At 48.3% G+C, this 26,531-nt stretch carries 28 protein-coding genes; 18 read left to right on the top strand and 10 right to left on the bottom strand.

Features of this window, described 5'->3' with window-relative positions; all coding sequences use genetic code 11:
• Nucleotides 1-90 precede the first annotated feature (90 nt).
• Nucleotides 91-1,482: a nucleobase:cation symporter-2 family protein gene (locus tag BBP27_RS02725; protein ID WP_070850563.1), complete on the bottom strand. Its 1,392-nt coding sequence runs from the start codon at nucleotides 1,480-1,482 to the stop codon at nucleotides 91-93.
• Nucleotides 1,483-1,817: 335 nt separating this feature from the next.
• Here BBP27_RS02725 and dapA point away from each other — a divergent pair, with 335 nt between their 5' ends.
• From dapA to BBP27_RS02690, 7 genes are all read left to right on the top strand, one after another.
• The gene (gene dapA, locus BBP27_RS02720; protein ID WP_188211635.1) at nucleotides 1,818-2,693 is read left to right on the top strand and encodes a 4-hydroxy-tetrahydrodipicolinate synthase; all 876 of its coding nucleotides are present in this window, start codon (nucleotides 1,818-1,820) and stop codon (nucleotides 2,691-2,693) included.
• A gap of 80 nt (nucleotides 2,694-2,773) precedes the next feature.
• Nucleotides 2,774-3,904: an NlpB/DapX family lipoprotein gene (locus BBP27_RS02715; RefSeq protein WP_003746991.1), complete on the top strand. Its 1,131-nt coding sequence runs from the start codon at nucleotides 2,774-2,776 to the stop codon at nucleotides 3,902-3,904.
• Nucleotides 3,905-4,024: 120 nt separating this feature from the next.
• Nucleotides 4,025-4,255, top strand: coding sequence for an NGO_0222 family membrane protein (locus BBP27_RS02710; RefSeq protein WP_036490655.1), 231 nt, complete (start codon nucleotides 4,025-4,027; stop codon nucleotides 4,253-4,255).
• 9 nt (nucleotides 4,256-4,264) lie between these two features.
• A complete protein-coding gene (gene rdgB, locus BBP27_RS02705) occupies nucleotides 4,265-4,858 on the top strand; it encodes an RdgB/HAM1 family non-canonical purine NTP pyrophosphatase (protein ID WP_188211634.1) in 594 nt (197 codons plus the stop codon).
• Between the two features lie 49 nt (nucleotides 4,859-4,907).
• Nucleotides 4,908-5,270 (top strand): thioredoxin family protein, encoded by a 363-nt coding sequence (locus tag BBP27_RS02700; protein WP_188211633.1) that lies wholly within the window; start codon nucleotides 4,908-4,910, stop codon nucleotides 5,268-5,270.
• Between the two features lie 96 nt (nucleotides 5,271-5,366).
• Nucleotides 5,367-6,542 (top strand): radical SAM family heme chaperone HemW, encoded by a 1,176-nt coding sequence (gene hemW, locus BBP27_RS02695; RefSeq protein ID WP_188211632.1) that lies wholly within the window; start codon nucleotides 5,367-5,369, stop codon nucleotides 6,540-6,542.
• A 135-nt stretch (nucleotides 6,543-6,677) separates the two neighbouring features.
• Complete coding sequence (locus BBP27_RS02690) at nucleotides 6,678-7,268, top strand: opacity family porin (protein ID WP_188211631.1); 591 nt, start codon at nucleotides 6,678-6,680, stop codon at nucleotides 7,266-7,268.
• A gap of 112 nt (nucleotides 7,269-7,380) precedes the next feature.
• Here BBP27_RS02690 and BBP27_RS02685 read toward each other — a convergent pair whose 3' ends face one another.
• The 7 genes from BBP27_RS02685 to ruvB all read right to left on the bottom strand — a co-directional run bounded on the left by BBP27_RS02685 (nucleotide 7,381) and on the right by ruvB (nucleotide 12,540).
• Complete coding sequence (locus BBP27_RS02685) at nucleotides 7,381-7,749, bottom strand: VanZ family protein (RefSeq protein WP_188211630.1); 369 nt, start codon at nucleotides 7,747-7,749, stop codon at nucleotides 7,381-7,383.
• A complete protein-coding gene (locus BBP27_RS02680) occupies nucleotides 7,746-7,955 on the bottom strand; it encodes a dioxygenase (protein WP_188211629.1) in 210 nt (69 codons plus the stop codon). Before BBP27_RS02680 ends, BBP27_RS02685 begins: the two co-directional genes overlap by 4 nt.
• A gap of 102 nt (nucleotides 7,956-8,057) precedes the next feature.
• Nucleotides 8,058-8,636, bottom strand: a complete 579-nt coding sequence (pth, locus tag BBP27_RS02675; protein WP_003683307.1) for an aminoacyl-tRNA hydrolase — start codon at nucleotides 8,634-8,636, stop codon at nucleotides 8,058-8,060.
• Between the two features lie 54 nt (nucleotides 8,637-8,690).
• Entirely contained in the window at nucleotides 8,691-8,963 is a 273-nt protein-coding gene (locus BBP27_RS02670) for an RnfH family protein (RefSeq protein ID WP_070824250.1), read from the bottom strand.
• Nucleotides 8,956-9,387 carry a type II toxin-antitoxin system RatA family toxin gene (locus tag BBP27_RS02665; protein WP_003683270.1) on the bottom strand — a complete coding sequence of 144 codons (432 nt, stop codon included), beginning with the start codon at nucleotides 9,385-9,387 and terminating at the stop codon, nucleotides 8,956-8,958. Before BBP27_RS02665 ends, BBP27_RS02670 begins: the two co-directional genes overlap by 8 nt.
• A 90-nt stretch (nucleotides 9,388-9,477) precedes the next feature.
• Nucleotides 9,478-11,385 carry an ATP-binding cassette domain-containing protein gene (locus BBP27_RS02660; protein ID WP_188211628.1) on the bottom strand — a complete coding sequence of 636 codons (1,908 nt, stop codon included), beginning with the start codon at nucleotides 11,383-11,385 and terminating at the stop codon, nucleotides 9,478-9,480.
• A gap of 123 nt (nucleotides 11,386-11,508) precedes the next feature.
• A complete protein-coding gene (gene ruvB, locus BBP27_RS02655) occupies nucleotides 11,509-12,540 on the bottom strand; it encodes a Holliday junction branch migration DNA helicase RuvB (protein ID WP_188211627.1) in 1,032 nt (343 codons plus the stop codon).
• A 216-nt stretch (nucleotides 12,541-12,756) separates the two neighbouring features.
• Between ruvB and cmk the strand changes: the two genes are divergently transcribed.
• The 10 genes from cmk (at nucleotide 12,757) to BBP27_RS02605 (ending at nucleotide 22,552) form a co-directional block, all read left to right on the top strand.
• On the top strand, nucleotides 12,757-13,416 hold the full coding sequence (cmk, locus tag BBP27_RS02650) for a (d)CMP kinase (protein ID WP_036490635.1): 660 nt from the start codon (nucleotides 12,757-12,759) through the stop codon (nucleotides 13,414-13,416).
• Nucleotides 13,417-13,571: 155 nt separating this feature from the next.
• Nucleotides 13,572-15,257, top strand: a complete 1,686-nt coding sequence (gene rpsA, locus BBP27_RS02645; protein ID WP_003678994.1) for a 30S ribosomal protein S1 — start codon at nucleotides 13,572-13,574, stop codon at nucleotides 15,255-15,257.
• 10 nt (nucleotides 15,258-15,267) lie between these two features.
• Nucleotides 15,268-15,582, top strand: a complete 315-nt coding sequence (locus BBP27_RS02640; protein ID WP_003678992.1) for an integration host factor subunit beta — start codon at nucleotides 15,268-15,270, stop codon at nucleotides 15,580-15,582.
• 260 nt (nucleotides 15,583-15,842) lie between these two features.
• Nucleotides 15,843-16,979: a cell division protein ZapE gene (zapE, locus tag BBP27_RS02635; RefSeq protein ID WP_003747022.1), complete on the top strand. Its 1,137-nt coding sequence runs from the start codon at nucleotides 15,843-15,845 to the stop codon at nucleotides 16,977-16,979.
• A gap of 94 nt (nucleotides 16,980-17,073) precedes the next feature.
• A complete protein-coding gene (gene ndk, locus BBP27_RS02630; protein WP_003747024.1) occupies nucleotides 17,074-17,499 on the top strand; it encodes a nucleoside-diphosphate kinase in 426 nt (141 codons plus the stop codon).
• Nucleotides 17,500-17,671: 172 nt separating this feature from the next.
• Nucleotides 17,672-18,760: a dual-specificity RNA methyltransferase RlmN gene (gene rlmN, locus BBP27_RS02625; protein WP_003683577.1), complete on the top strand. Its 1,089-nt coding sequence runs from the start codon at nucleotides 17,672-17,674 to the stop codon at nucleotides 18,758-18,760.
• Between the two features lie 8 nt (nucleotides 18,761-18,768).
• Nucleotides 18,769-19,524 (top strand): type IV pilus biogenesis/stability protein PilW, encoded by a 756-nt coding sequence (gene pilW / locus BBP27_RS02620; protein ID WP_003683469.1) that lies wholly within the window; start codon nucleotides 18,769-18,771, stop codon nucleotides 19,522-19,524.
• Entirely contained in the window at nucleotides 19,525-20,406 is an 882-nt protein-coding gene (locus BBP27_RS02615) for a helix-turn-helix domain-containing protein (protein WP_188211626.1), read from the top strand.
• 1 nt (nucleotide 20,407) lies between these two features.
• On the top strand, nucleotides 20,408-21,673 hold the full coding sequence (ispG, locus tag BBP27_RS02610; RefSeq protein ID WP_188211625.1) for a flavodoxin-dependent (E)-4-hydroxy-3-methylbut-2-enyl-diphosphate synthase: 1,266 nt from the start codon (nucleotides 20,408-20,410) through the stop codon (nucleotides 21,671-21,673).
• A gap of 33 nt (nucleotides 21,674-21,706) precedes the next feature.
• Complete coding sequence (locus tag BBP27_RS02605; protein WP_188211624.1) at nucleotides 21,707-22,552, top strand: DUF817 domain-containing protein; 846 nt, start codon at nucleotides 21,707-21,709, stop codon at nucleotides 22,550-22,552.
• 58 nt (nucleotides 22,553-22,610) lie between these two features.
• Here BBP27_RS02605 and BBP27_RS02600 read toward each other — a convergent pair whose 3' ends face one another.
• Both BBP27_RS02600 and BBP27_RS02595 read right to left on the bottom strand, forming a co-directional pair.
• Nucleotides 22,611-24,152 carry an L-lactate MFS transporter gene (locus BBP27_RS02600; RefSeq protein ID WP_049322676.1) on the bottom strand — a complete coding sequence of 514 codons (1,542 nt, stop codon included), beginning with the start codon at nucleotides 24,150-24,152 and terminating at the stop codon, nucleotides 22,611-22,613.
• Nucleotides 24,153-24,377: 225 nt separating this feature from the next.
• Nucleotides 24,378-24,959, bottom strand: a complete 582-nt coding sequence (locus tag BBP27_RS02595; protein WP_003683473.1) for a superoxide dismutase — start codon at nucleotides 24,957-24,959, stop codon at nucleotides 24,378-24,380.
• Between the two features lie 154 nt (nucleotides 24,960-25,113).
• Here BBP27_RS02595 and dnaB point away from each other — a divergent pair, with 154 nt between their 5' ends.
• Nucleotides 25,114-26,520: a replicative DNA helicase gene (dnaB, locus tag BBP27_RS02590; protein WP_188211623.1), complete on the top strand. Its 1,407-nt coding sequence runs from the start codon at nucleotides 25,114-25,116 to the stop codon at nucleotides 26,518-26,520.
• The last annotated feature ends 11 nt before the right edge of the window (nucleotides 26,521-26,531 follow it).

The raw sequence follows: 26,531 nt of genomic DNA, 5'->3' as shown, positions 1-26,531 counted from the left end.
GAACCACTCGGATAACAAATAAAAACAATATTATAGCCGAAAAACCAAAAGGCCGTCTGAAACTTCAGACGGCCTTTGAATAAAGCTTGCTTAGTGATCCAAACTGTCGGTTTCCACCTTAACCGCTTTATCGGTTTTGTCTTCCGGCAAAACCAGGTTCAACAATACCGCCATAATACCGCCTGCGGAAATTGAGTTTTGGAACAATACCGGCAGGTTTTTGAACACTTCCGGCTCAAACGCCACGCCCAAACCCAAACCGACAGAAGTCGCCGCGATAACCGCTTCACGGCGGCGAATACCGTGGCTGACCAAAATCCGCACGCCGGCAATCGCAATCAGGCCAAACATCAATACCATCGCGCCACCCAAAACCGGACTCGGAATTGTGGTAAACGCGCGGCCGATAACAGGGAACAAGCCCAACAATACCAAAATCGCCGCAATATATTTGCCCACATGACGCGAAGCCACGCCGGTCATTTGAATCACGCCGTTGTTTTGTGCAAAAGTGGTCAAAGGCAAAGAGCCCAACGCAGTCGCAATCACAGACACCAAACCATCCGCCAACACACCGCCGCGCAGACGTTTGGTGTATTCCTCACCCTCAATCGGCTGCTCGGAGACCATCGCAGTCGCCGTCAAATCGCCCACTGCTTCAAATACGCTCAACAGGAAAATCGCACCGGCGACAATAAACGCGTGCCAATCAAATGCGAAACCATATTTAAACGGAACCGGCAGGGTAATCAGCGGCAGGTTTTGCAGAGCGGAAAAATCCACTTTGCCCAAAAATAGCGCAACGATATAACCGACAATCAAACCCACCGCGATGCCGCTCATGCGCAGCAACGGATTTTTTAAGCAGTTGAAAACCAAAACAATCAGCAACACCAGCGATGCCAGACCCAAGTTTTCCATCGAGCCGAACGTACCGTCTGCTTTCGCACCGAAGCCGCCGCCAAAGTCAGTAATGCCGACATGCACCAAGCTCAAGCCGATCAGCATCACGACCACGCCGCTTACAGTCGGCGTAATCACTTTTTTCAGATAAGGCAAAAGCCAAGCGGAGAAGCACACCAAAAACGCGCCGACAAAGGACACGCCCAAAAGCGTTGAAATCATTACATCTTCAGTCAAACCGCCCTCTTTCATGCCGGTACCGAGCGCAATCATCACGGTTACAAAAGAGAAATTAACCGACTGAATCGACAACATGCCCGAACCGACCGGCCCGAAACGGTTGACCTGCAAATAAGTACCGACACCAGAAGCCACCATCGCCATTGACACCAAATAAGCCGTCATTTCAACCGGCAGCTCCAACGCCCCGCCGACAATCAGCGCCGGTGTAATCATCGGGACAAAAATAGCCAAAAGGTGCGTAACCGCACTCAACAACGCATTCCCAAACGGCGGCTTGTCTTCCAAACCGTAAACCAAATCAGGCGAACCGGCCTGTTTATCTGTCATTTCGGCCATAATGACCCTTTCTTAAGAATCGTTAAAAAATATTAAGATGCGCATTTTAACTAATTTAAAATGTATCAGCAAATTCAAAATCATCAGGCCGTATGAAAGTTTTGCCCAATCATTTTCAGACGGCCTCAAACAGCCTTAACACATTTTAATCCTTGACAGTATTTTTCCATCTTAAAACAAACAAACTAATGATTTAAAAATGTATTATTCATTAAGATAATGACAAATCACGATTAAACGGCCCGGCCTCATAGCGGATATGTTTCACACAAACAACAAAGTAAGCTACAATCCGATGAATAATCCACCCACATTATAAAATTAAAGGTTTCCGTATGTTAAAAGGCAGTCTGGTTGCCCTGATTACCCCGATGAATCAAGACGGCAGCATCAACTACGAACAACTTCGCGACTTAATCGACTGGCACATTGAAAACGGCACCGACGGCATCGTCGCAGTCGGCACCACCGGCGAGTCAGCCACCCTGCCTGTCGAAGAACATTTGGCCGTTATTGAAGCCACCGTCAAACACGTCAACAAGCGCATTCCCGTTATCGCCGGCACAGGCGCCAACAATACTGTCGAAGCCATCGCCCTTTCCAAAGCCGCCGAGCAAGCCGGTGCGGACTACACCTTATCTGTTGTTCCCTACTACAACAAACCTTCGCAAGAAGGCATTTACCAACATTTCAAAGCCATCGCCGAAGCCACTTCGATTCCGATGATTATTTATAATGTTCCCGGCCGCACCGTCGTCAGCATGAGCAACGACACTATTTTGCGCTTGGCCGAAATTCCCAATATCGTGGGTGTCAAAGAAGCCAGCGGCAAAATCGGCAGCAACATCGAATTGATCAACAGCGTTCCCGAAGGTTTTGCCGTGTTCTCCGGCGATGATCCTACCGGCCTGCCTTTCATGCTGTGCGGCGGTCATGGCGTGGTAACCGTCGCAGCCAACGTTGCACCGAAACTCTTCGCCGACATGTGCCGAGCCGCCCTTGAGGGCGATATTGCGACCGCCCGTCGTCTAAACGAGCAACTTATCCCAATTTATAACACCATGTTCTGCGAGCCCAGCCCGGCCGCGCCCAAATGGGGCCTGAGCTTATTGGGCAAATGCGAACCCCATGTTCGTCTGCCTTTGGTAGCACTGACCGAAGCCGGTCAAGCCAAAGTCCGAGCCGCTCTGGAAAAATCAGGACAAATCTGATCCGGAAATAAGGCCGTCTGAATCCCAAACACCTTTTCAGACGGCCTCCCTGTTAAGAACTTCATCCACAGGAAAACAAGATGACCTATATCAAACCCATCGTAGTAGCCCTCGCCCTGATTAGCATGACTGCCTGTTCCGGCAGCAAAAAAGAACAACCCAAACTCGACTATCAAAGTCAATCGCACCGCCTGGTCAAATTGGAAGTACCACCTGATTTGAACAACCCGGACCAAGGCAACCTCTATCAATTACCGGCAGGCAGCGGCGCCGTCCGCGCCAGCGACTTCAACAAACGCCGCACTCAAGCCGTACAACAACCTGCCAATGCAGAAGTTTTGAAATCCGTTAAAGGCGTACGCCTTGAGCGTGACGGCAACCAACGCTGGTTAGTTGTCGATGGCAAATCGCCTCGCGAAATTTGGCCGTTGCTGAAAGTATTCTGGCAAGAAAACGGTTTCGACATCAAATCTGAAGAACCGGCCATCGGCCAAATGGAAACCGAGTGGGCGGAAAACCGAGCCAAAATCCCTCAAGACAGCCTGCGCCGCCTGTTGGATAAAGTCGGCTTGGGCGGCATCTACTCCACCAGCGAACGCGACAAGTTCATCATCCGCATCGAACAAGGCAAAAACGGTTCGACCGACATCTTCTTCGCCCATAAAGGTATGAAAGAAGTTTATGCCGACCGTAAAAAAGACACTACCATGTGGCAACCAAGCGAGAGTGACCCTAATCTTGAAGCCGCATTCCTCGCCCGCTTTATGCAATACTTGGGCGTTGACGGCCAACAAGCCGAACAGGCCCTGACCCAAAGCGTTGCCGCCCGCAGCAATGCCTCCGAGTTGGCCCGTGTGGACAACGGCACTCTGCTGCTGGCAGGCGATTACGGCCGCAACTGGCGCCGTACCGCCCTTGCGCTCGACCGCATCGGCCTGACTGTTATCGGTCAAAATGCCGAACGTCGCGCTTTCTTGGTTCAACAAGCCCCAACCGAAGGTGAAGCAGTTGCCAATAAAAAACCCGGCCTGTTCAAACGTGTGTTTGGCAAAGGCAAAGCAGAAGCGCCAAAAACTTATCCTGAAATCATTGTCTATGTTGAGCCAATCAACAATGGCGCACGCCTCCATCTGTTGAACAAAGACGGCAGCCCATACAAAGGCAGCGATGCCTCCACATTGTTGAGCCGCCTGCACACAGAATTGCGTTAATCCGTTATTCGACTTAAGGCCGTCTGAAATATTCAGACGGCCTTTTTAACGAATCCGATATGGTTTCAAATTCTCAATCTGACGTTATAATCAAAACATTTTCCCCTTACCCAAGCTGCCATGACCCGACAAAAAGCCTATCTGCTCCTGACCGCTCTGTTTACCCTGATGTTTATCGTCCTGATTCTGTTGGGTGCTTATCTTCTGAGCATTCACAGCAAACAATTCGCCGTTGCCGCCTTTCTGTTTGCCTTTGCCGCCGTTTTTGCCCAAATCGGCAGCCTTGCCCTTTACATCCGCCACAAAGCACGCGCACAAATGGCCCGTATGCAGCAAACCGAAACCCATTAAGGAAAAACCATGTTTGAAAAAATCGTCCTTGCCAGTGGCAACGCAGGCAAACTCAAAGAATTTTCCCGCCTCTTCGCCGACTTAAATATCGAAGTCCTGCCGCAATCGCAGTTCAATACGCCCGAATGTCCCGAGCCGTACCATACCTTTGTTGAAAATGCCCTGGCTAAAGCACGTCATGCCGCCAAATACAGCGGCTTACCGGCACTTGCCGACGATTCCGGCATCTGCACCACCGCCTTAAACGGCGCACCCGGCATTTTCTCCGCACGTTATGCAGGCGAAAACCCCAAATCCGATGCCGCAAACAACGCCAAACTGTCTGCCGATCTTGCCGATAAAGACGACAAAAGCTGCTACTACGTCTGCGTGCTCGTCCTCGTCCGCCACGAAAACGACCCACAACCCATCATCGCCGAAGGCATCTGGCGCGGCCAATGGCAGGCAGAAGCAGCCGGCACAAACGGCTTCGGCTACGACCCGCATTTCTATCTGGCCGAACACGGTTGCACTGCCGCCGAGCTTGATCCCGAAATCAAAAACGCCGAAAGCCACCGCGCTCAAGCATTGCGTGAATTGTTAAGAAAAATTAAATCCTTATAAACCAAAGGCCGTCTGAAACCTTCAGACGGCCTACCTCACATTCATTCCCATGCCCAAACCCTCTCCTGAAGAATTGGCAGCCTTTGCAAAACACGTTGCTGCCTTCATCCCAACCACACCTGACGAACTTCTGCAACTCATTGACAGTCAAAAAACTGCTATTGTCTTTTTAGGCAAACCAAGTTGTTCATACTGTCGCCGTTTTGTTGCAAAACTGTCTACCGTTTCCTTAAATAAGCAGCTTATCATCCGCTTTACAGACAGCAGCAACAAAGCGGCTTTAAAAACTTTTCGTGAACAACACGGCATCAAAACTGTTCCCGCATTACTCAACATCTCACAAGGCAAAATAAAATTTGTCTGCAATTCCAAATTATCAGAAGAAGAAATTGAAGCTTTTTTGAGCGCTTAGACTGCGCAAATTTCCTACTGATTACTTTCCCGGCCGACATTTCAGTTAAAATAAGGCCCTAAAAATTTCAGACGGCCTCGAGCCTCAACACATATCATGACCCAAATCACCTTCCAACGCCCCGGCCAACTAACCGCCCTGCCTCCTTTATCACTCTATATCCATATTCCTTGGTGCATCAAAAAATGCCCGTATTGCGACTTTAATTCCCACAGCCTGAAAAACGGCCTGCCGGAAGAAGTCTATATCGATGCCCTATTAACCGACTTGCAGCTTGAGTTGCCGAATATTTGGGGCAGACCGGTGGAAACCATATTCTTCGGCGGCGGTACGCCCAGCCTGTTTCAAGCGAAATCGATTGACCGTTTGTTAAGCGGTGTGCGTTCGCTGTTGCGCTTGCAACCCGAAGCGGAAATTACTTTGGAAGCCAATCCGGGCACATTTGAAATTGAGAAGTTTCAAGGATTTAAAGACGCAGGCATTACTCGCCTGTCTATCGGCGTACAAAGTTTTAACGACGATATGCTTGCTCGATTGGGACGCGTTCACAACGGCAAAGAAGCCCTGACAGCCATTGATACTGCCTTGAAATTATTTGAAAAAGTCAATATCGATTTGATGTATGCCCTGCCAAACCAAACGGTTCAGACGGCCTCAAACGATGTGCAAACCGCTATTGCAACAGGCGTATCGCATATCAGCGCATATCATCTGACCATGGAGCCGAACACGCCTTTTGGTCATACGCCGCCAAAAGGTTTGCCGCAAGATGAAGCAGCATTGGATATTGAAGATGCCGTACACGGCACATTGGAAAACGCAGGCTTTATCCACTACGAAACATCGGCTTTTGCAAAACCAAGTATGCAGTGTCGCCATAATTTGAACTACTGGCAGTTTGGCGATTACTTGGGCATAGGTGCAGGCGCGCACGGCAAAATTTCCTATCCCGACCGCATCGAGCGCACCGTCCGCCGCCGTCATCCCAACGACTATCTTGCCGCCATGCAGAGCAATCCGCATGAAGCAGTTGAACGCAAAACCGTTGCCGCTGAAGATCTTCCATTTGAATTCATGATGAACGCCCTGCGCCTGACCGACGGCGTACCTGCTTCAACGCTGCAAGAACGTACCGGCGTACCTACTGCAAAAATTATGACACAAATCGAAACCGCCAGACAAAAAGGCCTGCTTGATTCAGACCCGACCGTGTTCCGCCCGACCGAGCAAGGCCGTTTGTTCTTAAACGACTTGTTACAGTGTTTTTTATAAGTGCAGTTTTACAACAGTTGAAACATTTTTAGATTTGCTTAATTTACGACAAGAAAATACAATCAGAATAATTGTTGGGAACGACCAACCCCGGCGATTATCCACTACTTCTAATCCTACATTAAGGACAAAATCATGAAAAAAGTTCTGGTAACACTGATTGCTCTTTCCCTGCCTACATTTGCATTGGCTGATGCAACCAAAGGTTTTTATGTTCAAGCAGATGCTGGTTATGCTTCTGTTAACTTAAAAGACAACTCTGGTAGTGCTACATTCGACGAAAAAGTTAAAGGTTTTAGCCCACGTTTGTCTGTAGGTTATGACTTTGGTGATTTCCGTCTTGGTGCTGATTACACTCACTACAAATCTTTGGAAGAAAACTTCTCAAAAGGCTCTTTCCATTCAAAAAATAAAGCTAAATTCCAAAGTGTTGGCGTTTCAGCAATCTATGACTTCAATACAAATACACCTGTTAAGCCTTATGTTGGTGCTCGTTTAGGTATCAACCGCGTATCAGCTGATTTTACTGATACAGCTCCAGGTTACTACTACGAAGAAAATTATCGTAAAACTAAAACCGGTATTGGTGCATTGGCTGGTGTAAGCTACGAAGTAACGCCTAATATTGCTTTAGATGCTGGCTACCGCTACAACTACTGGGGCAAATTTGAAGATGACAGAGTACACTCTCACGAAGTATCTGCCGGTGTACGCGTAAAATTCTAATTTTTAAATACTTGGCATGAAGCAATCATGGCTTCATACATCAAGTAACAAAAGGCCGTCTGAAACCTGTTTCTCAGGATTTCAGACGGCCTTCAAGTTTTTTTAAATATATCTAACTTTTTGCTGCTTTTACTTTTGCTGCAAACCATAGCGCCGCAGCCGTACCTGCCATATCGGCAATACCATCCGCGACCGAACCTTGGCGCGTAGCAGTCAGAAATGCCTGAGCCAGCTCACTGCCTACTGCGAATAATAAAGCAGCAAACAGAATGCCTTTATAGGGAATATTCCTATTGTCTTGAATAAATATTTTTGCACACAACCATGCCTGACCGAAAAACAGTCCGAAATGGCCGACTTTATCAAAATGGGGGAATGGCGGAGCGCTATTGCCGCCCTCTTTGAAAAGTAAGGCATAAATGGCGGCGGCAAACCAGATTAAGGCAGCGGCAGTAAATTTGTTTAACGGCAAGGCTTTCATTTTTCGGCCTCTTCATCCAGCCATGTTTGACAGATGCCTGCCAAGCGGACAAATTTCCCACCCCGCGCCTTCAAAATATCACGCCATTGTGCCACTTCTTCTGCATCCGGTGCATCTTCAATACTGCATTCGTAAAGGCAAAAGTCTAATGTTTCTCCAACAATGCCTGGGGCTTCGGTCTGCATCAGGCTGGTCAGTTCGTTCATATTTACTGTTTCTTTAATTAGTTTATCGCTAGCCAGACCACGCCGTCTGTTTTCAGGCCGTCTGAACTAATGTGCAAGGCTGCCCGTTTGATTTGGGCACGCTTACTTACTGTGTAAAAAACGCGTTGCCTCTTCCCATTCGCCATTTAACACGGCCGGCAATCCTTGCAGGGATTTGGCGATGGAATCATCAATTTGCTGTCTGTGTTCCGCCGACGGTTTATTCAACACATAACCGACAACCAGATTACGGTCGCCCGGATGATCAATACCCAAGCGCAGGCGGTAGAAATTAGGCGTACCCAAACGAGCCTGAATGTCTTTGAGGCCGTTGTGTCCGCCGTTGCCGCCGCCAAGTTTGAATTTGATACGGCCGCATGGAATATCCAGCTCGTCATGAACCACTAAGATTTCCTCCGGCTTGATTTTGTAAAACTGAGCCAAAGCGGCAACAGCCTGACCGGAGCGGTTCATAAAAGTCATGGGTTTGAGCAGCCAAACATCGCCGTCAGGCGTAGTGGCGCGCGCTACTTCGCCGTAAAATTTCTTTTCGTCTTTAAAATTGACTTTCCATTTCCATGCCAGTTCGTCCAACAGCCAAAAGCCGACATTGTGGCGTGTTTGTTCGTATTCTTGGCCGGGATTGCCCAAACCGACAATTAATTTAATTTTCAAGCTCATTACTGTTCTTTCAGTTTGACAGGCCGTCTGAAAAAGTTTCAGACGGCCTTGGATTTATTCTTGCCCGGCGCGTTTACGTCGCGCTTCTTTCGGATCAATCAACAATGGACGATAAACCTCAATCCGATCGCCATCTCGCAACACCGTCTCGTCTTTCACGGCCTTGCCGAAAATACCCAAAGGCGCTTGCCGCAAATCCAACTCTGGAAACTCTACCTCCAAACCGCTTTTCAATGCGGCTTCGCGTACGGTTGTCCCTTCGGCAACGGTCATACCCTTCAACACTTGCCTATCGGCCAGTCCGTAAACAATTTCAATCTCAAGCATAGCGGCGGTCGGCCTCTTTAATAAAAGCATCCACCAGCGTACCGGCGAGATGGCCGAACACCGGGGAAATCATGGCAGAGAGTACGGCATTGGAGAAATCGTATTCTAATCTGAATTCGACTTTACACATATCATCGCCCAAGTCGATAAATTTCCAAGTGCCGCGCAGGGTTTTAAACGGCCCTTCGAGCAAATCCATGCGGATTTCCTGCCCCGGGATATTGTGGTTGTGCGTCGCAAACGACTGTTTGACGCGCATATAGTCCATAAACAGGCGCGCTTTGAGCTCATTGCCTTTGCGTTCGATGACTTCGGTCTTGCTGTACCACGGCAAAAATTTTGGATAGTCCTCGACCTTGTCCACCAGCTCAAACATTTCCTTAGCGCTATGCAGCACCAATACATTTTTCTCGACTTTTTTCATGTTGGTTGTAGACCTTGTTTTTGAATATTCGGGGTTCAGACGGCATAATTTAGAAAAATATCCGCCCTACTTTGGGACAAAATTCCCAATTTAAACCGCTTCGCCATTTTGTTTCGCTTCCAGCCATTCCCAGCGTTCCAGCTTTTCCAAAAGCAGCATTTCGATTTCTTCAGCCCTGCTTTGCAATGCACCTGCTTTTTCGTAATCTTTGAAAATTTCAGGATCGGAAAGCTGGGTATTGATTTCAGCCTGCTCGGTTTCCAAAGCGGCGATTTCATCAGGCAGGGCATCGAGTTCGCGTTGCTCTTTATAGGAAAGTTTGACTGTGCGGTTGGCTTTGGGTTTGACTTTTTCAGGCTCGGCAACCGCTTTAGGCGCAGAGGCCGTCTGAATTTTCTCTTCCCGCGATTTTGCGTCGATATAATCCTGATAGCCGCCGATGTATTCTTTCAGACGGCCTTGTCCTTCGAAAACAATGCTTTGGGTAATCACATTATCCAAGAACATACGGTCGTGCGAGACAAGGAATACCGTGCCTTGATAATCGCGCAGCAAATCTTCAAGCAGCTCTTGGGTGTCGATGTCCAAGTCGTTAGTCGGTTCGTCCAAGACCAGAATATTAGCAGGACGGGTAAAGAGTTTTGCCAGCAAAAGGCGGTTGCGTTCACCACCGGAGAGCGATGAAACGGGACTTTGTGCGCGGGCTGGATGGAACAGGAAATCTTCCAAATAGCTCATCACATGCTTTTTCTTACCACCGACTTCAACGTAATCATTGCCCTGTCCGAGCGTGTAAAACACGGTGTCGTTTTCGTTCAAGGCGCTGCGGAACTGGTCGAAATAGGCAACTTCCTGCTTGCTGCCGATACGGATTCTGCCGTAAATTGGCTGCAATTCGCCCAAAATCAGCTTAAGGAAGGTGGTTTTACCGATACCGTTTGGACCGATTAAGCCGATTTTGTCGCCGCGCTGCAAAATGGCGGAGAATTTGTCCATGATGACTTTGTCGCCATAGGCAAACGAAGCGTGTTCCAATTCGGCGATGATTTTGCCGCTTTTTTCGCCGCTGTCGAGCTTGAAGTTGACCTGTCCTTGTACGTTGCGGCGTTCGGCGCGCTGGCGGCGCAGCTCTTCCAAACGGCGCACGCGACCTTCATTACGGGTACGGCGCGCTTCGATGCCTTTGCGTATCCATGCTTCTTCCTGAGCATGAAATTTGTCAAACAGGCGGTTGTGTTCTGCTTCGACTGCCAACTCTTGCGCTTTTTTCTCGCTGTATTTGGAGAACGAGCCGGGATAGGAGCGCAGAATACCGCGGTCGAGTTCGACGATGCGCGTAGCAATATTGTCCAAAAAACGGCGGTCGTGGGTAATCACAACCAAGCTGCCTTCAAACGCTTTGAGCAGGTTTTCCAACCAAATAATCGCGTCAATATCCAAATGGTTGGTCGGTTCGTCCAGTAGCAATACGTCAGGCTTTTGCACCCAAGCCTGCGCCAAGGCGACACGCTTTTTCTGCCCGCCGGAGAGGTTGCCGATTTTTTCGTTTTCCGGCAAACCGAGTTCCCCCAAAGTCTGCTTGACTGCCGCATCCAGTTTCCAGCCGTCCTTCGCTTCGATTTCAAGTTGCAATTCGTTGAGTTCTTTCAATAAAGCCTCACTCGAACCATTTTCCAACTCATGGCTGACATGATGATAACGGCGCAATAAATTGCGAATTTCTCCCAATCCTTCGGCAACGGTATCAAATACGGTTGCGTCCTTATCAAAAAAGGATTCCTGCGGCACATAAACGATTTTAAGGTTGTTTTGAACAATAATTTGCCCATCGTCAAGCTTTTGTACGCCGGCCAGAATTTTTAAAAACGAAGACTTACCCGCACCATTGCGGCCGATTAAACCGATTTTCTCGCCGCTGTCGAGTTGAAAAGAAGTTTTGTCGAGCAAGGCGACATGGCCGACGGCAAAAGAAGCATTTTCTACGGATAAGATATTCATGGGGAAACTTCAAAAAAGAAAAAGGGGAACATTTTAACCGATTATCGGCAGATATTTACCGACAATCATATGAAATTGAAAGTATCAGGCCGTCTGAAAGCAGTTTTCAGACGGCCTTCATTATTATTCTTGGATCTTTAAACCGAAATGCAGATAAGCTCTTTCGGTTGCCACGCGTCCACGCGGTGTACGCTGTAAAAAGCCCTGCTGAATCAGATAAGGTTCAATCACATCTTCGATGGTATCGGTCGATTCGCCAATCGCAGCGGCCACGTTTTCCAAACCAACAGGGCCGCCGCTGAATTTGTGCAGAATCGCCTCAAGGAATTTTCTGTCCATCACATCCAAACCCTGCCCGTCCACATCCAGCATACTCAAGGCAGCATCGGCAATTTCCGCATCAATCACGCCGTTGTTTTTCACATCTGCGTAATCGCGTACACGTCGTAAAAGGCGGTTGGCAATACGCGGCGTACCGCGGCTGCGCTTGGCCACTTCCATCGCACCCTCTTCACCCATTTCCAACTGCAACAATTGAGCAGAACGGGCAACAATAGTCGCCAAGTCTTTGTTTTGATAAAACTCCAATCGGGACACAATACCGAAACGGTCGCGCAACGGATTGGTCAACATACCGGCACGGGTCGTCGCGCCCACCAATGTAAACGGCGGCAAATCGATTTTGACCGAACGCGCAGCCGGTCCCTCTCCAATCATGATGTCCAACTGATAATCTTCGAGCGCAGGATAAAGGATTTCTTCAACCACGGGGCTTAAGCGGTGAATTTCATCGATAAACAGCACATCATGCGGCTCGAGGTTGGTCAATAAAGCAGCAAGGTCGCCGGCGCGCTCCAAAACCGGGCCGCTGGTTTGACGCAAATTAACGCCCAACTCTTTGGCGATAATATGCGCCAAAGTAGTTTTGCCCAAACCCGGTGGGCCAAATAGCAAAGTGTGGTCAAGCGCTTCGCCACGTTTTTTCGCCGCCTGAATAAAAATAGCCAGCTGCTCTTTGGCCTTATCCTGCCCGATATAGTCATCCAAAGTTTTCGGACGTAAAGCGCGTTCAAGCAATTCTTCCTGAGCTGAAATATTTTGAGCAGTGATAATGCGCTGAGGTTGTGCAGAAGTAAGATTATCGGTTTGTAACATAATGTTTCTAAATTCTAAGACCGTTCCCGACCCGTTGTTTCAGACGGCCCGAACAATCAGATAAAGCGGTTAAATTATGATTTTGGCCATTATACCCGATAAGGCCGAGCCACTTTTCCCTCAAATTTAAATCACACAAAAATTTTCGTTTTCAGACGGCCAAAGCAACGTATAATAAACGGTTAATTCAAATACCTATCGCATTCAGGAGAACACATGAGCCTCAAGCAAAAAGTCATTGCCATCGACGGCCCCAGCGCATCCGGCAAAGGGACGGTTGCCTCACGCGTAGCCGAAGCCTTGGGTTTTCTTTACCTCGACTCCGGTGCGCTTTACCGCCTGACCGCGCTTTACGCACAAAAACAAAATGTTGCCTGGACAGATGAAGACGCCGTCAGCACACTGGCAGAAACTTTGCCCGCACAATTTGAAGGCAGCGTCGTGTTATTAAACGGCGAAGATGTATCCGAGCAAATCCGTACCGAAGCGATTGGTATGGGCGCATCTGCCGTCGCGCAGTTGCCTAAAGTGCGTACCGCCCTTTTGCAGCGCCAACGCGATTTCCTGACCGAAAAAGGTTTGGTCGCCGACGGCCGCGATATCGGCTCGGTTATTTTCCCTGATGCCGCATTAAAAATCTTCCTGACTGCAAGTGCCAATGTCCGCGCCCAACGTCGCGCCAAACAACTCGGTATCCCATGCGAAGGGGTTGCATTCGAGCGTATTTTGTCGGACATTGAAGCGCGCGACGAAGCGGACCGCCGCCGCCCTGTTGCTCCGTTGAAACAGCTGCCCGACGCCCTGCTTTTAGATACTGACAACCTTTCTATCGAAGAAGCTGTAAAAAAAGTGCTTGATTGGTATCATAAAGTTTAAAATTTGGAGTATAATCGCGAAGTTTTCATTTCAGACGGCCTGTTAACCCTAATAACAAGGCCGTCTGAAAACATTTCCCAACCTGCCGCGCCAAGGACGGCAGGTCATTTCAAACCTAACCCGCACCCCTTGGCGGTGTACCGAAAAGAGTATATATGACTATGGAAAATTTTGCCCAGCTGCTGGAAGAAAGCTTTACCCTGCAAGAGATGAACCCAGGTGAAGTGATTACTGCCGAAGTAGTCGGCATCGATCAAAACTTCGTTACCGTTAACGCAGGTCTGAAATCAGAATCTCTGATTGATGTTGCTGAATTCAAAAACGCTCAGGGCGAGATTGAAGTTAAAGTTGGCGATTTCGTTACCGTTACCATCGAATCTGTTGAAAACGGCTTCGGCGAAACCAAACTGTCCCGCGAAAAAGCCAAACGCGCTGCCGACTGGATCGCTTTGGAAGAAGCTATGGAAAACGGCGACATCCTGTCCGGCGTTATCAATGGCAAAGTCAAAGGCGGCCTGACTGTTATGATCAACAGCATCCGCGCATTCCTACCGGGTTCTTTGGTTGACGTACGTCCTGTAAAAGACACTTCTCACTTCGAAGGCAAAGAAATTGAATTCAAAGTGATCAAACTGGACAAAAAACGCAACAACGTCGTTGTGTCCCGCCGCGCTGTTCTGGAAGCTACTTTGGGCGAAGAACGCAAAGCCTTGCTGGAAAACCTGCAAGAAGGTTCAGTTATCAAAGGTATCGTTAAAAACATCACCGATTACGGTGCATTCGTTGACTTGGGCGGCATCGACGGTCTGTTGCACATCACCGACTTGGCATGGCGCCGTGTGAAACACCCAAGCGAAGTTTTGGAAGTTGGTCAAGAAGTAGAAGCCAAAGTCCTGAAATTCGACCAAGACAAACAACGCGTTTCTCTGGGCATGAAACAACTGGGCGAAGATCCTTGGAGCGGCCTGACCCGTCGTTACCCACAAGGTACCCGCCTGTTCGGTAAAGTATCCAACCTGACCGACTACGGTGCATTCGTTGAAATCGAACAAGGCATCGAAGGTTTGGTACACGTTTCCGAAATGGATTGGACCAACAAAAACGTACACCCAAGCAAAGTTGTTCAACTGGGTGACGAAGTTGAAGTCATGATTCTGGAAATCGACGAAGACCGCCGCCGTATCTCTTTGGGCATGAAACAATGCCAAGCTAACCCTTGGGAAGAGTTTGCCGCCAACCACAACAAAGGCGACAAAATCTCCGGCGCAGTTAAATCTATCACTGACTTCGGCGTATTCGTAGGTCTGCCTGGCGGTATCGACGGCCTGGTTCACTTGTCTGACCTGTCTTGGACTGAAGCCGGCGAAGAAGCTGTACGCAAATACAAAAAAGGCGAAGAAGTTGAAGCCGTTGTATTGGCCATCGACGTTGAAAAAGAACGCATCTCTTTGGGCATCAAACAACTGGAAGGTGATCCGTTCGGCAACTTCATCAGCGTAAACGACAAAGGTTCTTTGGTTAAAGGTTCTGTGAAATCTGTTGACGCCAAAGGTGCCGTAGTTGCTCTGTCTGAAGAAGTTGAAGGCTACCTGCCTGCTTCTGAATTCGCCGCTGACCGCGTTGAAGACCTGACTACCAAACTGAAAGAAGGCGACGAAGTTGAAGCCGTTATCGTTACCGTTGACCGCAAAAACCGCAGCATCCGTCTGTCTGTTAAAGCGAAAGACGCTAAAGAAAACCGCGAAGCGCTAAATTCAGTTAATGCCGCTGCAACTGCCAATGCCGGTACTACCAGCTTGGGCGACTTGCTGAAAGCCAAACTGTCCGGCGACCAAGAATAAGGTTGCAGACATGACGAAGTCTGAATTGATGGTTCGCCTTGCAGAAGTGTTTGCCGAAAAAAATGGCAACCAACTGCTGGCTAAAGATGTCGAATACAGTGTAAAAGTCTTGGTTGATACCATGACCCGCTCACTGGCTCGTGGACAACGTATCGAAATCCGCGGCTTCGGCAGCTTCGACTTGAACCACCGCCCTGCCCGTATCGGGCGCAACCCTAAAACCGGCGAACGTGTGGAAGTGCCTGAAAAACATGTTCCCCACTTCAAACCGGGTAAAGAGTTGCGTGAGCGTGTAGACTTGGCATTGCAAGAAAGTGCTCATTAATACTTAGTAGCAAAACGCCGCAGAAATGCGGCGTTTTTTTGTTTTTTCAAAAAATACTAAAGCCAGCCCTTTTTACTTGCACCTTAATCGCACACTTTTCCAACTATATTGACAACAAAGCCTTTGCAAAAAACGCAGGCCGTCTGAAATCATTTATAATAGACCGACCATTCCATAATGAGAACATCATTCCGACTACTGTCCAAATTATTGCGGAAGATGTTTCGACTATCGCCAGCAAAACATAATAAAGGTTATACATGAGCAATAGAGACCAACTATTTACGCCACCGCCATTTGAAAACCACAGCCCATTAACTTGGTATCAGGCCGCCGCCGAACAACCCAACTTCATCCGTGACGAAGCACAAGCACGAGCCATTGAATATTTGGATCGCTTGTGGACCGAGCTGATGATGTTCAAACGCAAACGCAACCGTTTTCTCGGCCGCAGCCTGCGTTCCCCTCAAGTACCTAAAGGACTCTATTTTTATGGCGGCGTAGGACGCGGTAAAAGTTTCCTGATGGACGCTTTTTTTGGCTGCCTCCCTTATCGCCGTAAGCGCCGCGTGCATTTCCATGCCTTTATGGCCGAAATTCATCAACGGCTGAAAGCTTTAAAGAGTGAAGCGAATCCTTTAAAAGCCGTTGCAGCAGAAATTGCCAAAGAAACACGCGTATTATGCTTTGATGAATTTCACGTCAGCGACATTGCCGATGCGATGATTTTAGGCCGTTTGTTGGAAAACCTGCTGAGCGAAGGTGTTGTTTTGGTGGCTACTTCTAACTACGCCCCATCCGAACTCTATCCTCAAGGCCAAAACCGCAGCAGCTTTCTGCCAACCATCGCCCTTATCGAATCTAACCTGACCGTTTTAAATGTAGATGGCGGCGAAGATTACCGATTGCGCACATTACGCCCTGCCGAAATTTTCTTTGTGCCCAATAATGAAGAAAACGAGCAAAAACTGGCTGCTTTATTTAAAGAAATGAGCGGAATCTCTGAATTAAATCCGGGAATCAGCATTATTCATGGACGGGAAATTCCTCATAAAGCCCAGTCGGAACGCGCCATCTGGTTTGATTTCCGTGCATTGTGTTTCGGTCCGCGCTCACAAGCCGACTATCTTTATTTGGCCGAACATTACGAGATGGTTTTTCTATCAGGATTGGAACGCCTGACCCCTCAAGAAAAAGCAGAAGCACGCCGTCTGACATGGTTGATTGACGTTTTATATGACTTCCGCGTGAAATTGTGCGCCACCAGTGCCGTTGGCGTAAATGATATTTATGTCGAAGGCGATTTTGCCGAAGAATTTACCCGTACAGCCAGCCGTATGGTCGAAATGCAGTCCGAAGTCTATTTGGAGCAACCGCACCTGACTTTAAGCAAATAATGCCTTTCCCAAAAAAGGGCGAAATTTGGTAAAATACACTCCCCTTGCCTTTGGGTTACGACAACTTACCTTTCAATAAAAACAAGGACATAATATGGCCATCGAACGTACGATTTCCATCATCAAACCCGATGCGGTAGAAAAAAACGTCATCGGCAAGATTTACAGCCGCTTTGAAGAAAACGGCCTGCGCATTATTGCGGCAAAAATGAAACAGCTGTCTGAGCGCGAAGCAAAAGAGTTTTATGCCGTACATAAAGGCCGCCCTTTTTACGAAGACCTAGTTAAATTCATGACACGCAATCCCGTCATGATTCAAGTATTGGAAGGTGAAAACGCCGTTGCTAAAAATCGTGAATTGATGGGCGCAACCAATCCGGCTGATGCCGCTCCAGGCACAATCCGCGCCGACTTTGCAGAATCTGTCAGCGTCAATGCAGTGCACGGTTCTGACAGCGTGGAAAACGCTGCGATTGAAATTGCCTACTTCTTCAGCCAAAGCGAAATCTGCCCACGATAAAAGCAAAAATCCTGTAGCCGCTTTACGGCCGTCCGATTCCATATCGGACGGCAAAAGTGCTTTGTATACACTGCAAATGACAGGCCGTCTGAAACCCCCTAAAGGCTTTTAAAGCAAAGCTGACCGATAAGCCTCTTTACTTTAAAAGCTTTATTGAGAAACATAAAAATACATGAAAACCAATCTACTGAATTACGATTTAAACGGACTGACGCAACACTTTGCCGAAATGGGTGAAAAACCTTTCCGCGCCAAGCAAGTCATGCGTTGGATGCATCAAGCCGGTGCACAAAACTTTGAAGAAATGACTGACTTGGCCAAATCATTGCGCGCCAAGCTGAATGAACAAGCCACAATCGAAGTGCCTAAATTAATGATGGCGCAAGAATCTACGGATGGCACACGCAAATGGTTGCTGGATGTCGGCACGGGCAACGGTGTAGAAACCGTCTTCATCCCCGAAGCCGAACGCGGCACTTTGTGCATCTCTTCCCAGGTTGGTTGCGCATTGGAATGCACCTTCTGCTCTACCGGACGACAAGGTTTCAACCGCAATCTGACTGCCGCAGAAATTATCGGCCAGCTTTGGTGGGCCAATAAAGCCATGGGCGTTACCCCTAAAAATGAACGCGTTATCTCCAACGTGGTGATGATGGGTATGGGCGAACCCATGGCAAACTTTGATAATGTTGTTACCGCTTTGAGCATTATGCTGGATGATCACGGCTATGGCTTGAGCCGCCGCCGCGTGACCGTTTCCACTTCGGGCATGGTTCCGCAAATGGACAGACTGCGTGATGCAATGCCTGTTGCTTTAGCCGTATCTTTACACGCTTCCAATGACGAAGTGCGCGATCAAATCGTTCCGCTGAATAAGAAATATCCGTTGAAAGAATTGATGGCGGCCTGTCAACGTTATCTGGTCAAAGCCCCCCGCGACTTTATTACCTTTGAATACGTTATGCTCGACGGCATCAACGACAAGGCCCAACACGCGCGCGAATTGATTGAATTGGTTAAAGACGTACCGTGCAAATTCAATCTGATTCCGTTCAACCCTTTCCCGAATTCCGGCTACGAACGTTCTACCAATGAAAATATCCGCGTCTTCCGCGATATTCTGCAACAAGCCGGCTTTGTCGTTACTGTCCGCAAAACCCGCGGCGACGATATTGATGCCGCTTGCGGACAATTGGCCGGACAAGTACAAGATAAAACACGCCGCCAACAAAAATGGCAACAAATTTTGGTCGAACAATAAGGTTAATTATGAAAATCAAGTTCGGATTCGCTTTACTTACCGCACTGACTCTTTCTGCCTGCGCATCCTCTTCCGGACCAAGCCCCAAAGAACGTGCCATTCAGGTTTCTAATATCAAAACCCAGCTTGCCGTGGAATATATGCGCGGCCAAAACTACCGCCAAGCTACTGAAAGTATCGAAGAGGCGCTTAAATTCAATTCAAAAAACGATATTGCTTGGCTGGTACGCGCTGAAATATATCAGTATCTGAAGGTCCGCGATAAAGCTCAGGAAAGTTTTCTTAAAGCATTATCTTTAAAACCGGATAGTGCGGAAGTTAACAACAATTACGGTTGGTTCTTATGCAATCAAATGAATGCACCTGCCGAATCTATGGCTTATTTTGATAAAGCACTGGCCGACCCGACCTACCCGAGCCCCTTTATTGCCAATATGAATAAAGGCATTTGCAGCGCAAGATTAGGCCAATACTCTTTGGCTCAAGCCTATTTGGAAAGGTCTTTGGCAGCCAATCCACAATTCTTCCCTGCTTTCAAAGAGCTTGCCCGAACCAAAATGATGGCAGGCAATCTGAACGATGCCGACTATTATTTCCGTCAATACCAAAGCAAAGTCGATGTCCTGCAGGCTGACGATTTGCTTTTAGGCTGGCGCTTGGCCACTGCCTTGGGCAATAAACACGCCGCATACGAATACGAAGCCCAGCTTAGGGCAAACTTCCCTTATTCTGACGAACTACAAACTGTTACAACAGGCCACTAAATGGAAAATAACGATAAAATCAACTACGACACACAAGCCGCCAAAACACTGGGGGATGAATTACGCAAACACAGAACTGATGCCAAAATCGATATTGAAGATGTTGCTTCACGTTTAAAACTGTCTGCCGAACAAATTGATGCCTTGGAAAAAGGGGAATATTCAAATTTTCCGGGCCTTGTCTTCGTCTCAGGCTATCTTCGTTCATATGCACGATTCCTCAAAATCGATGAACAAACCATCACCAAACATTTGCACTCGATTACTCCGCAACTTGAAGACCATGTATATGCAGTAACACGCAGCACCAACAGCGGCTTAAGCTACGAAGATGCTGAAAAACAGGGTTTCCCTAAATGGATATTGGGTGCAGCCGCATTGGCTTTAGCAATAGGCGGTGTTTACTTTTGGCAAAGTAAATCCAGCTATGAAAACGAACAGGCAAATATTCAAAACAGCAAAGATGTTGCCGATACGATGAAAACGCCTGCTTTGAAAACGGATAATGTCGCCGTTAGCGAAATGACCGAAGAGGGCAAAAAAGAAATTACCAATAAGCCTGAAGCAGCCAATGAACAAGCAGCTTCAGCAGCTTCTGCCGTTGTAGAAGAAAAACCTGCCGTCAAAGTCGAAAAAGACGAACTGTGGATTAAAGTCCAATACCGGAGCAATCTGATTATTACAGACAAAGATGGAAAAGTAGTATTCAGCCGCATTGTTCCGGCCGGAAGCGAACATCGTCTGAGAGGCGGCGCACCTTATAATGTTTGGATCGGTATTGCAGCCGGTTCGGAAGCCAATTACGGCGGCACACCAATCGAACCTTTAAAACACCGTGTTGCCGGTGAAAAATCCGCCTCTTTTGTTGCAGGAAAAAACTAAAATGACCACACCTAAACGCCGTCTGACACATCAAGTACAAATTGATCATCTCATCGTCGGTTCGGATGCGCCCGTTGTTGTGCAATCTATGACCAATACCGACACCGCAGATGCAGAAGCAACCGCCCGACAGGTCAAAGAGTTGAGCGATGCCGGCTCGGAAATGGTACGCATCACGGTTAATACTCCGGAAGCGGCTTCCAAAGTCGCCGAAATCCGCAGCCGCTTAGACGATATGGGTTACACCACGCCCCTGATCGGCGACTTCCATTTCAATGGCGAACGCTTATTGGCTGAATTTCCCGAATGCGGCAAAGCCCTGTCTAAATACCGCATCAACCCGGGCAATGTCGGCAAAGGCGCAAAAGGTGATGAGAAATTTGCCTTTATGATTCGTACGGCGGCAGAAAACAATAAAGCCGTACGCATCGGTGTGAACTGGGGTTCGCTTGATCAAAGCCTTGCCAAGCGCATGATGGATGCTAACTTGGCCTCTGCCACACCAAAACCGCCTGAAGAAATCATGAAAGAAGCTTTGATTGTTTCGGCGCTGGAGTCGGCAGAAAAAGCCGTGGCTTTGGGCTTGCCTGAAGATAAAATCATTTTGTCGTGCAAGGTCAGCGCCGTACAAGACTTGATTCATGTTTACCGCGAATTGGGCAGCCGTTGCCGCTATCCGCTCCATCTCGGTCTGACTGAGGCCGGCATGGGCAGCAAAGGTATTGTGGCATCTACCGCTGCCTTGGCTGTATTGCTGCAAGAAGGCATCGGCGACACCATTCGAATCTCCCTAACCCCCGAGCCCGGCAGTTCGCGTACTCAGGAAGTCATTGTCGGTCAGGAAATCCTGCAAACCATGGGCTTGCGTTCCTTCACACCAATGGTTACAGCCTGCCCAGGCTGCGGCCGTACCACCAGTACCGTATTCCAAGAATTGGCGCAAGACGTACAAAACTATTTACGTCAAAAAATGACTGTTTGGCGCACTGAGTATCCAGGCGTTGAATCATTGAACGTTGCCGTAATGGGTTGCGTAGTCAATGGCCCGGGCGAAAGCAAGCTTGCTGATATCGGTATCAGTCTGCCAGGCACTGGAGAGACACCGGTTGCGCCGGTTTATGTAGACGGCGAACGCAAAGTGACCCTCAAAGGCGACAATATCGCTGCCGAGTTTTTGCAAATCGTTGAAGATTATGTCAAAACCAACTATTGTGAAGGTGGCGCAAAACGTAAGCAAAACCGTGTCATTCCAATTCAGTCTGCCTAAAACATTATCAAGCTAAAGAGGCCGTCTGAAAATATGTTGGGCAAACTGGATACTTGGCTGACTGAGCATCCCAAACGCAAGGATTTGCATGGTTGGCGACGCTTTATCGTTGAATTTTGGTTTTTCGGTTTGAAAGAAGCACGAGCCTGCTTATTTGCAGGCTTGTTTTTCATTGCTATGTTTCTTATTCCGAAAACAGGTTGGCTGGGAATTTCGCGCTATGACCTACTGCTGATTTTTGCCGTCTCCGTGCAAGCAGCCATGCTGTATTTCAAGCTGGAAACTTGGGACGAAGTAAAATCGATTACGCTGTTTCACTTGGTCGGCTTTGCTTTAGAGTGGTTCAAAACATCGGGCGGTATCCAATCCTGGAGCTATCCGGAAGAAGCATATACCAAAATCGGCGGCGTACCGCTGTTTGCTGGCTTTATGTATGCCGCGGTCGGTAGCTATATTATCCAAGCATGGCGGCTGTTTAATCTCAAAATCAAAAGCCATCCGCCATATTGGTTGGGCACTTTGTGCGCGCTGGCGATTTATATCAATTTTTTCACCCATCACTATATCGGCGACTATCGCTGGTATCTCGCAGCCTTTGCCCTCGGCCTATACGCCCGGACGACAGTCTTGTACACGCCCTATGACACCACTCGCAAAATGCCGCTCCTGCTCGCTTTCGTCCTGATTGGATTTTTCATTTGGCTGGCGGAAAATTTAGGAACTTTATTCGGCGTTTGGCGCTATCCCAACCAAATCGGCGCGTGGGCATCGGTACACATCAGCAAATGGAGCTCATGGGCTTTACTGGTGATGATGACTTTTACCATCGTTGCGAATTTAAAACATATCAAGCATACCATCAGCGTATCAAAAGATTAATTGTTCAACATTTAAAAAGGCCGTCTGAAACTTTCAGACGGCCTTTCATTTTCAACAATCAATTAAACAAACTTAAGGCTTTCACAAACACCATAATGACGCCGTAGCCCAAAGGAATGCAGACCAAAGCCCAGCGCCACCATACACCGATACCACCCGCTGATACTTTTTTGCTAATCAGATAGGCATCGGATACAGCGGTTTCATCATCGGGATTGCGGCTATGTGCCGCTACTTTAATGTCTTTCTCGTGATGCTTTTCATGAACCGAACGGACACTCAAGTTACACAGCAAACCGACAATCAACAAACCCGCCATGATGTACATGGTAATGCTATAAGCCTCGGCAGCCGGAACACCGCTTTCAATTTGACTTTGGCGGATATAGTTAACCAACACCGGGCCAATAACGGCCGCAGTTGACCATGCGAGCAAAATCCTACCGTGGATTGCACCGACTTGATAAGTGCCGAACAAATCCTTCAAATACGCCGGAATCGCTGCAAAACCACCGCCATACATGGAAATAATGACGCAGAAACCAATGACAAACAAAGCCTTGTTACCGCTCCCGCCAATAGACGGAATGGCAAAATACAACAGCGAGCCGAGCACGAAGAAAATGGTATAAGTGTTTTTACGGCCGATTTTATCGGACACGCTGGACCACAAAAAGCGGCCGCCCATATTAAACAGGCTCAACAGGCTCACAAAACCTGCCGCCGCGCCCGCACCAATGGCCGCTTGTTTTCCCACAGACGCCTCGGAAAACAGCTCCTGAATCATGACGGAAGCCTGTCCTAACACACCAATACCGGCCGTTACATTCAAACACAACACCCAGAACAAGAGCCAGAATTGCGGCGTTTTCATGGCTTGTGAGACATTGACATGATTGCTGCTGACCAATTTGCTTTTGTTTTTCGGCGCAACATAACCTTTAGGTTTCCAGCCATCGGCAGGTACTCGGATCGTAAACGCGCCGAACATCATCAACACCAAATAAAACAACCCTAAAACCACAAAAGTCTGCGCGACGCCAACCGAAGTTTCACTGGAGAAAAAACTCATCAGCGATACCGACAAAGGCGAGGCCAACATCGCGCCACCGCCAAAACCCATAATCGCCAAGCCTGTTGCCATGCCAGGTTTATCGGGAAACCATTTCATCAATGTCGATACAGGCCCGATATAGCCCAAGCCCAAACCAATCCCGCCAATCACGCCGTTGCCCAAATAAAGCAAAAACAGATTGTGCGTATGGACGCCGATTGCCGACACAAAAAAGCCCAAACTAAAACAGCAGGCGGCAACAAACATCGCCTTACGCGGCCCAACGCGTTCCATCCAAGTACCGAACATGGCCGCAGACGCGCCCAACATCGCCAAGGCGATACTGAAAATCCAACCCACCGTGGTCAGCTTCCAATCTCCGGCAGCCGACTCAGTGATACCGATAAGCTTGGTTAAAGGCGCATTAAACACGGAATAAGCGTATATCTGCCCGATGGCAAGATGCACGGCCAAAGCGGCAGGCGGTACCAGCCAACGATTAAAGCCGGGTTGGGCAATGGTCGCCTCACGGTCTAAAAACTTCATAAAATCCTCTTATCTTATGTATGTCAAACGCTGATTCCATATCATGTGGAATCGAAAAATTGTTAACAATATTGTAACATTAATCTCCCATTTTCCTTTTTGTCCGCTCCATGATAATTTTGCGCATCAGGCAGAAAAAACATTCATCTAAACCATTTTCCTCATCCAATATCAACAAAAAGGCCGTCTGAAAATCTTTCAGACGGCCTTTTCATTCATATCGTTTTATGCGGCGAAGCGTTTGGCAACTTCATCCCAGTTAACGATTTCCCAAAAACCTTTCAGGTAGTTAGGACGGCTGTTGCGGTAGTCGATGTAGTAGGCGTGTTCCCATACGTCGCAAGTCAACAGCGGAGTATTTTCAGTAGTCAGCGGAGTACCTGCATTGGAAGTAGAAACCAGATCCAATTCGCCGGCAGGCGTTTTCACCAACCATGCCCAACCAGAACCGAAAGTACCGGCCGCACAGGCATTGAACGCTTCTTGGAATTTCTCGAAGCTGCCCCATTTGGCATCGATGGCCGCAGCCAATTCGCCGGCAGGTTTGCCTTGGCCTTTAGGAGTAAAGCCCAGCCAGTAGAAAGTGTGATTCCAAGTTTGGGCAGCGTTGTTGAACATACCGCCGGAAGATTTTTTCACGATTTCTTCCAAAGGCATTTCTTCAAACTCAGTGCCTTTGATTTGATTATTCAAGTTGGTGATGTAGGTTTGATGGTGTTTGCCGTAGTGGAACTCCAAAGTTTCTTTGGTCAGATGTGGGGACAATGCGTCCAGTTCATAAGGCAGTTGTGGCAGCTTATGTTCCATTTTTGTGCTCCTGATTGTTGATATTTATATTTTGGTAGTGTGCGTCGTCATATTGACAACATGACTATTTTACCTGCTTTAGCCTAAACAAACCAATTGAACTTACACTGCGTTATAATAGCGGATTACAATTTTCCAGCCAGAGATGCCCGTCATGAGCAATTATTCCGATATGCCGTCTGAAGACCGTGAAATCAGCGCATTATCACTGCCGCCGCATTCCACAGAAGCGGAGCAATCCGTTTTGGGCGGCCTGATGCTGGAAAATTCTGCCTGGGACCGTATTGCCGATGTCGTTTCCGGCGAGGATTTCTACCGCCACGAACACCGCCTAATTTTTCGTGCGATTGCCAACCTGATTAATGAAAGCCGCCCTGCCGACGTCATTACCGTTCAAGAAAGTTTGAAACGAAATGAAGAATTGGAAGCGGCAGGTGGATTCAACTATCTGATTACACTGGCGCAAAACACGCCATCCGCAGCCAATATCCGCCGCTACGCCGAAATCGTGCGTGAGCGTTCCATCATGCGCCAGCTTGCCGAAGTCGGCACGGAAATTGCACGCAGCGCATACAATCCGCAAGGGCGCGATGCAGGCCAGCTTTTGGACGAGGCAGAAAACAAAGTATTCCAAATCGCCGAAAGTACCGCCAAATCCAAACAAGGCTTCCTTGAGATGCCCGACCTGTTGAAAGAAGTGGTCGAGCGCATCGATATGCTTTATTCGCGCGACAATCCTGACGAAGTAACCGGCATATCGACAGGTTTTATCGACCTCGACAAAAAAACATCAGGCCTCCAACCGGGCGATTTGATTATCGTCGCAGGCCGTCCGTCTATGGGTAAAACCGCCTTTTCGATCAACATCGCCGAACACGTTGCCGTAGAAAACAAATTGCCTGTCGCTGTATTCTCAATGGAGATGGGCGGTGCGCAGCTGGTTATGCGTATGCTGGGTTCAGTCGGACGTTTGGATCAAAGCGTTTTAAAAACCGGCAGATTGCAAGACGAACACTGGGGCCGTCTGAACGAAGCGGTCGTTAAACTCTCCGATGCACCCATGTATATCGATGAAACTCCGGGCTTGACTGCGCTCGAATTGCGCGCCCGCGCCCGTCGCCTTGCGCGCCAGTTCAACGGCAAATTGGGTTTGATCGTCATTGACTACCTGCAATTAATGTCCGGCTCCGGCCGTTCTGACAACCGCGCTTCCGAACTTGGCGAAATTTCCCGCTCCCTCAAAGCATTGGCTAAAGAGTTGCAAGTTCCCGTCATTGCCCTGTCGCAGTTGAGCCGTACCGTTGAGCAGCGTACCGACAAACGCCCGATGATGTCCGACTTGCGTGAATCCGGCGCAATCGAACAAGATGCCGACTTGATTATGTTCATGTATCGTGATGAATACTACAACTCAGAATCACCCACAAAAGGCTTGGCGGAATGTATTATCGGCAAACACCGTAACGGTCCTGTCGGGAAAGTATTCCTCACTTGGATGGGTCAATTTACCAAATTTGATAATGCTGCCTATGTTCCAGAATCTATGTTGATGGAAGATTGAGACAGATTATC

The sequence above is a fragment of the Neisseria sp. RH3002v2g genome (assembly GCF_014596425.2).
Classification (GTDB): domain Bacteria; phylum Pseudomonadota; class Gammaproteobacteria; order Burkholderiales; family Neisseriaceae; genus Neisseria.
The sequence above is the reverse complement of the archived record's forward strand: the minus strand, read 5'-3'. Positions and strand labels throughout refer to the sequence as shown.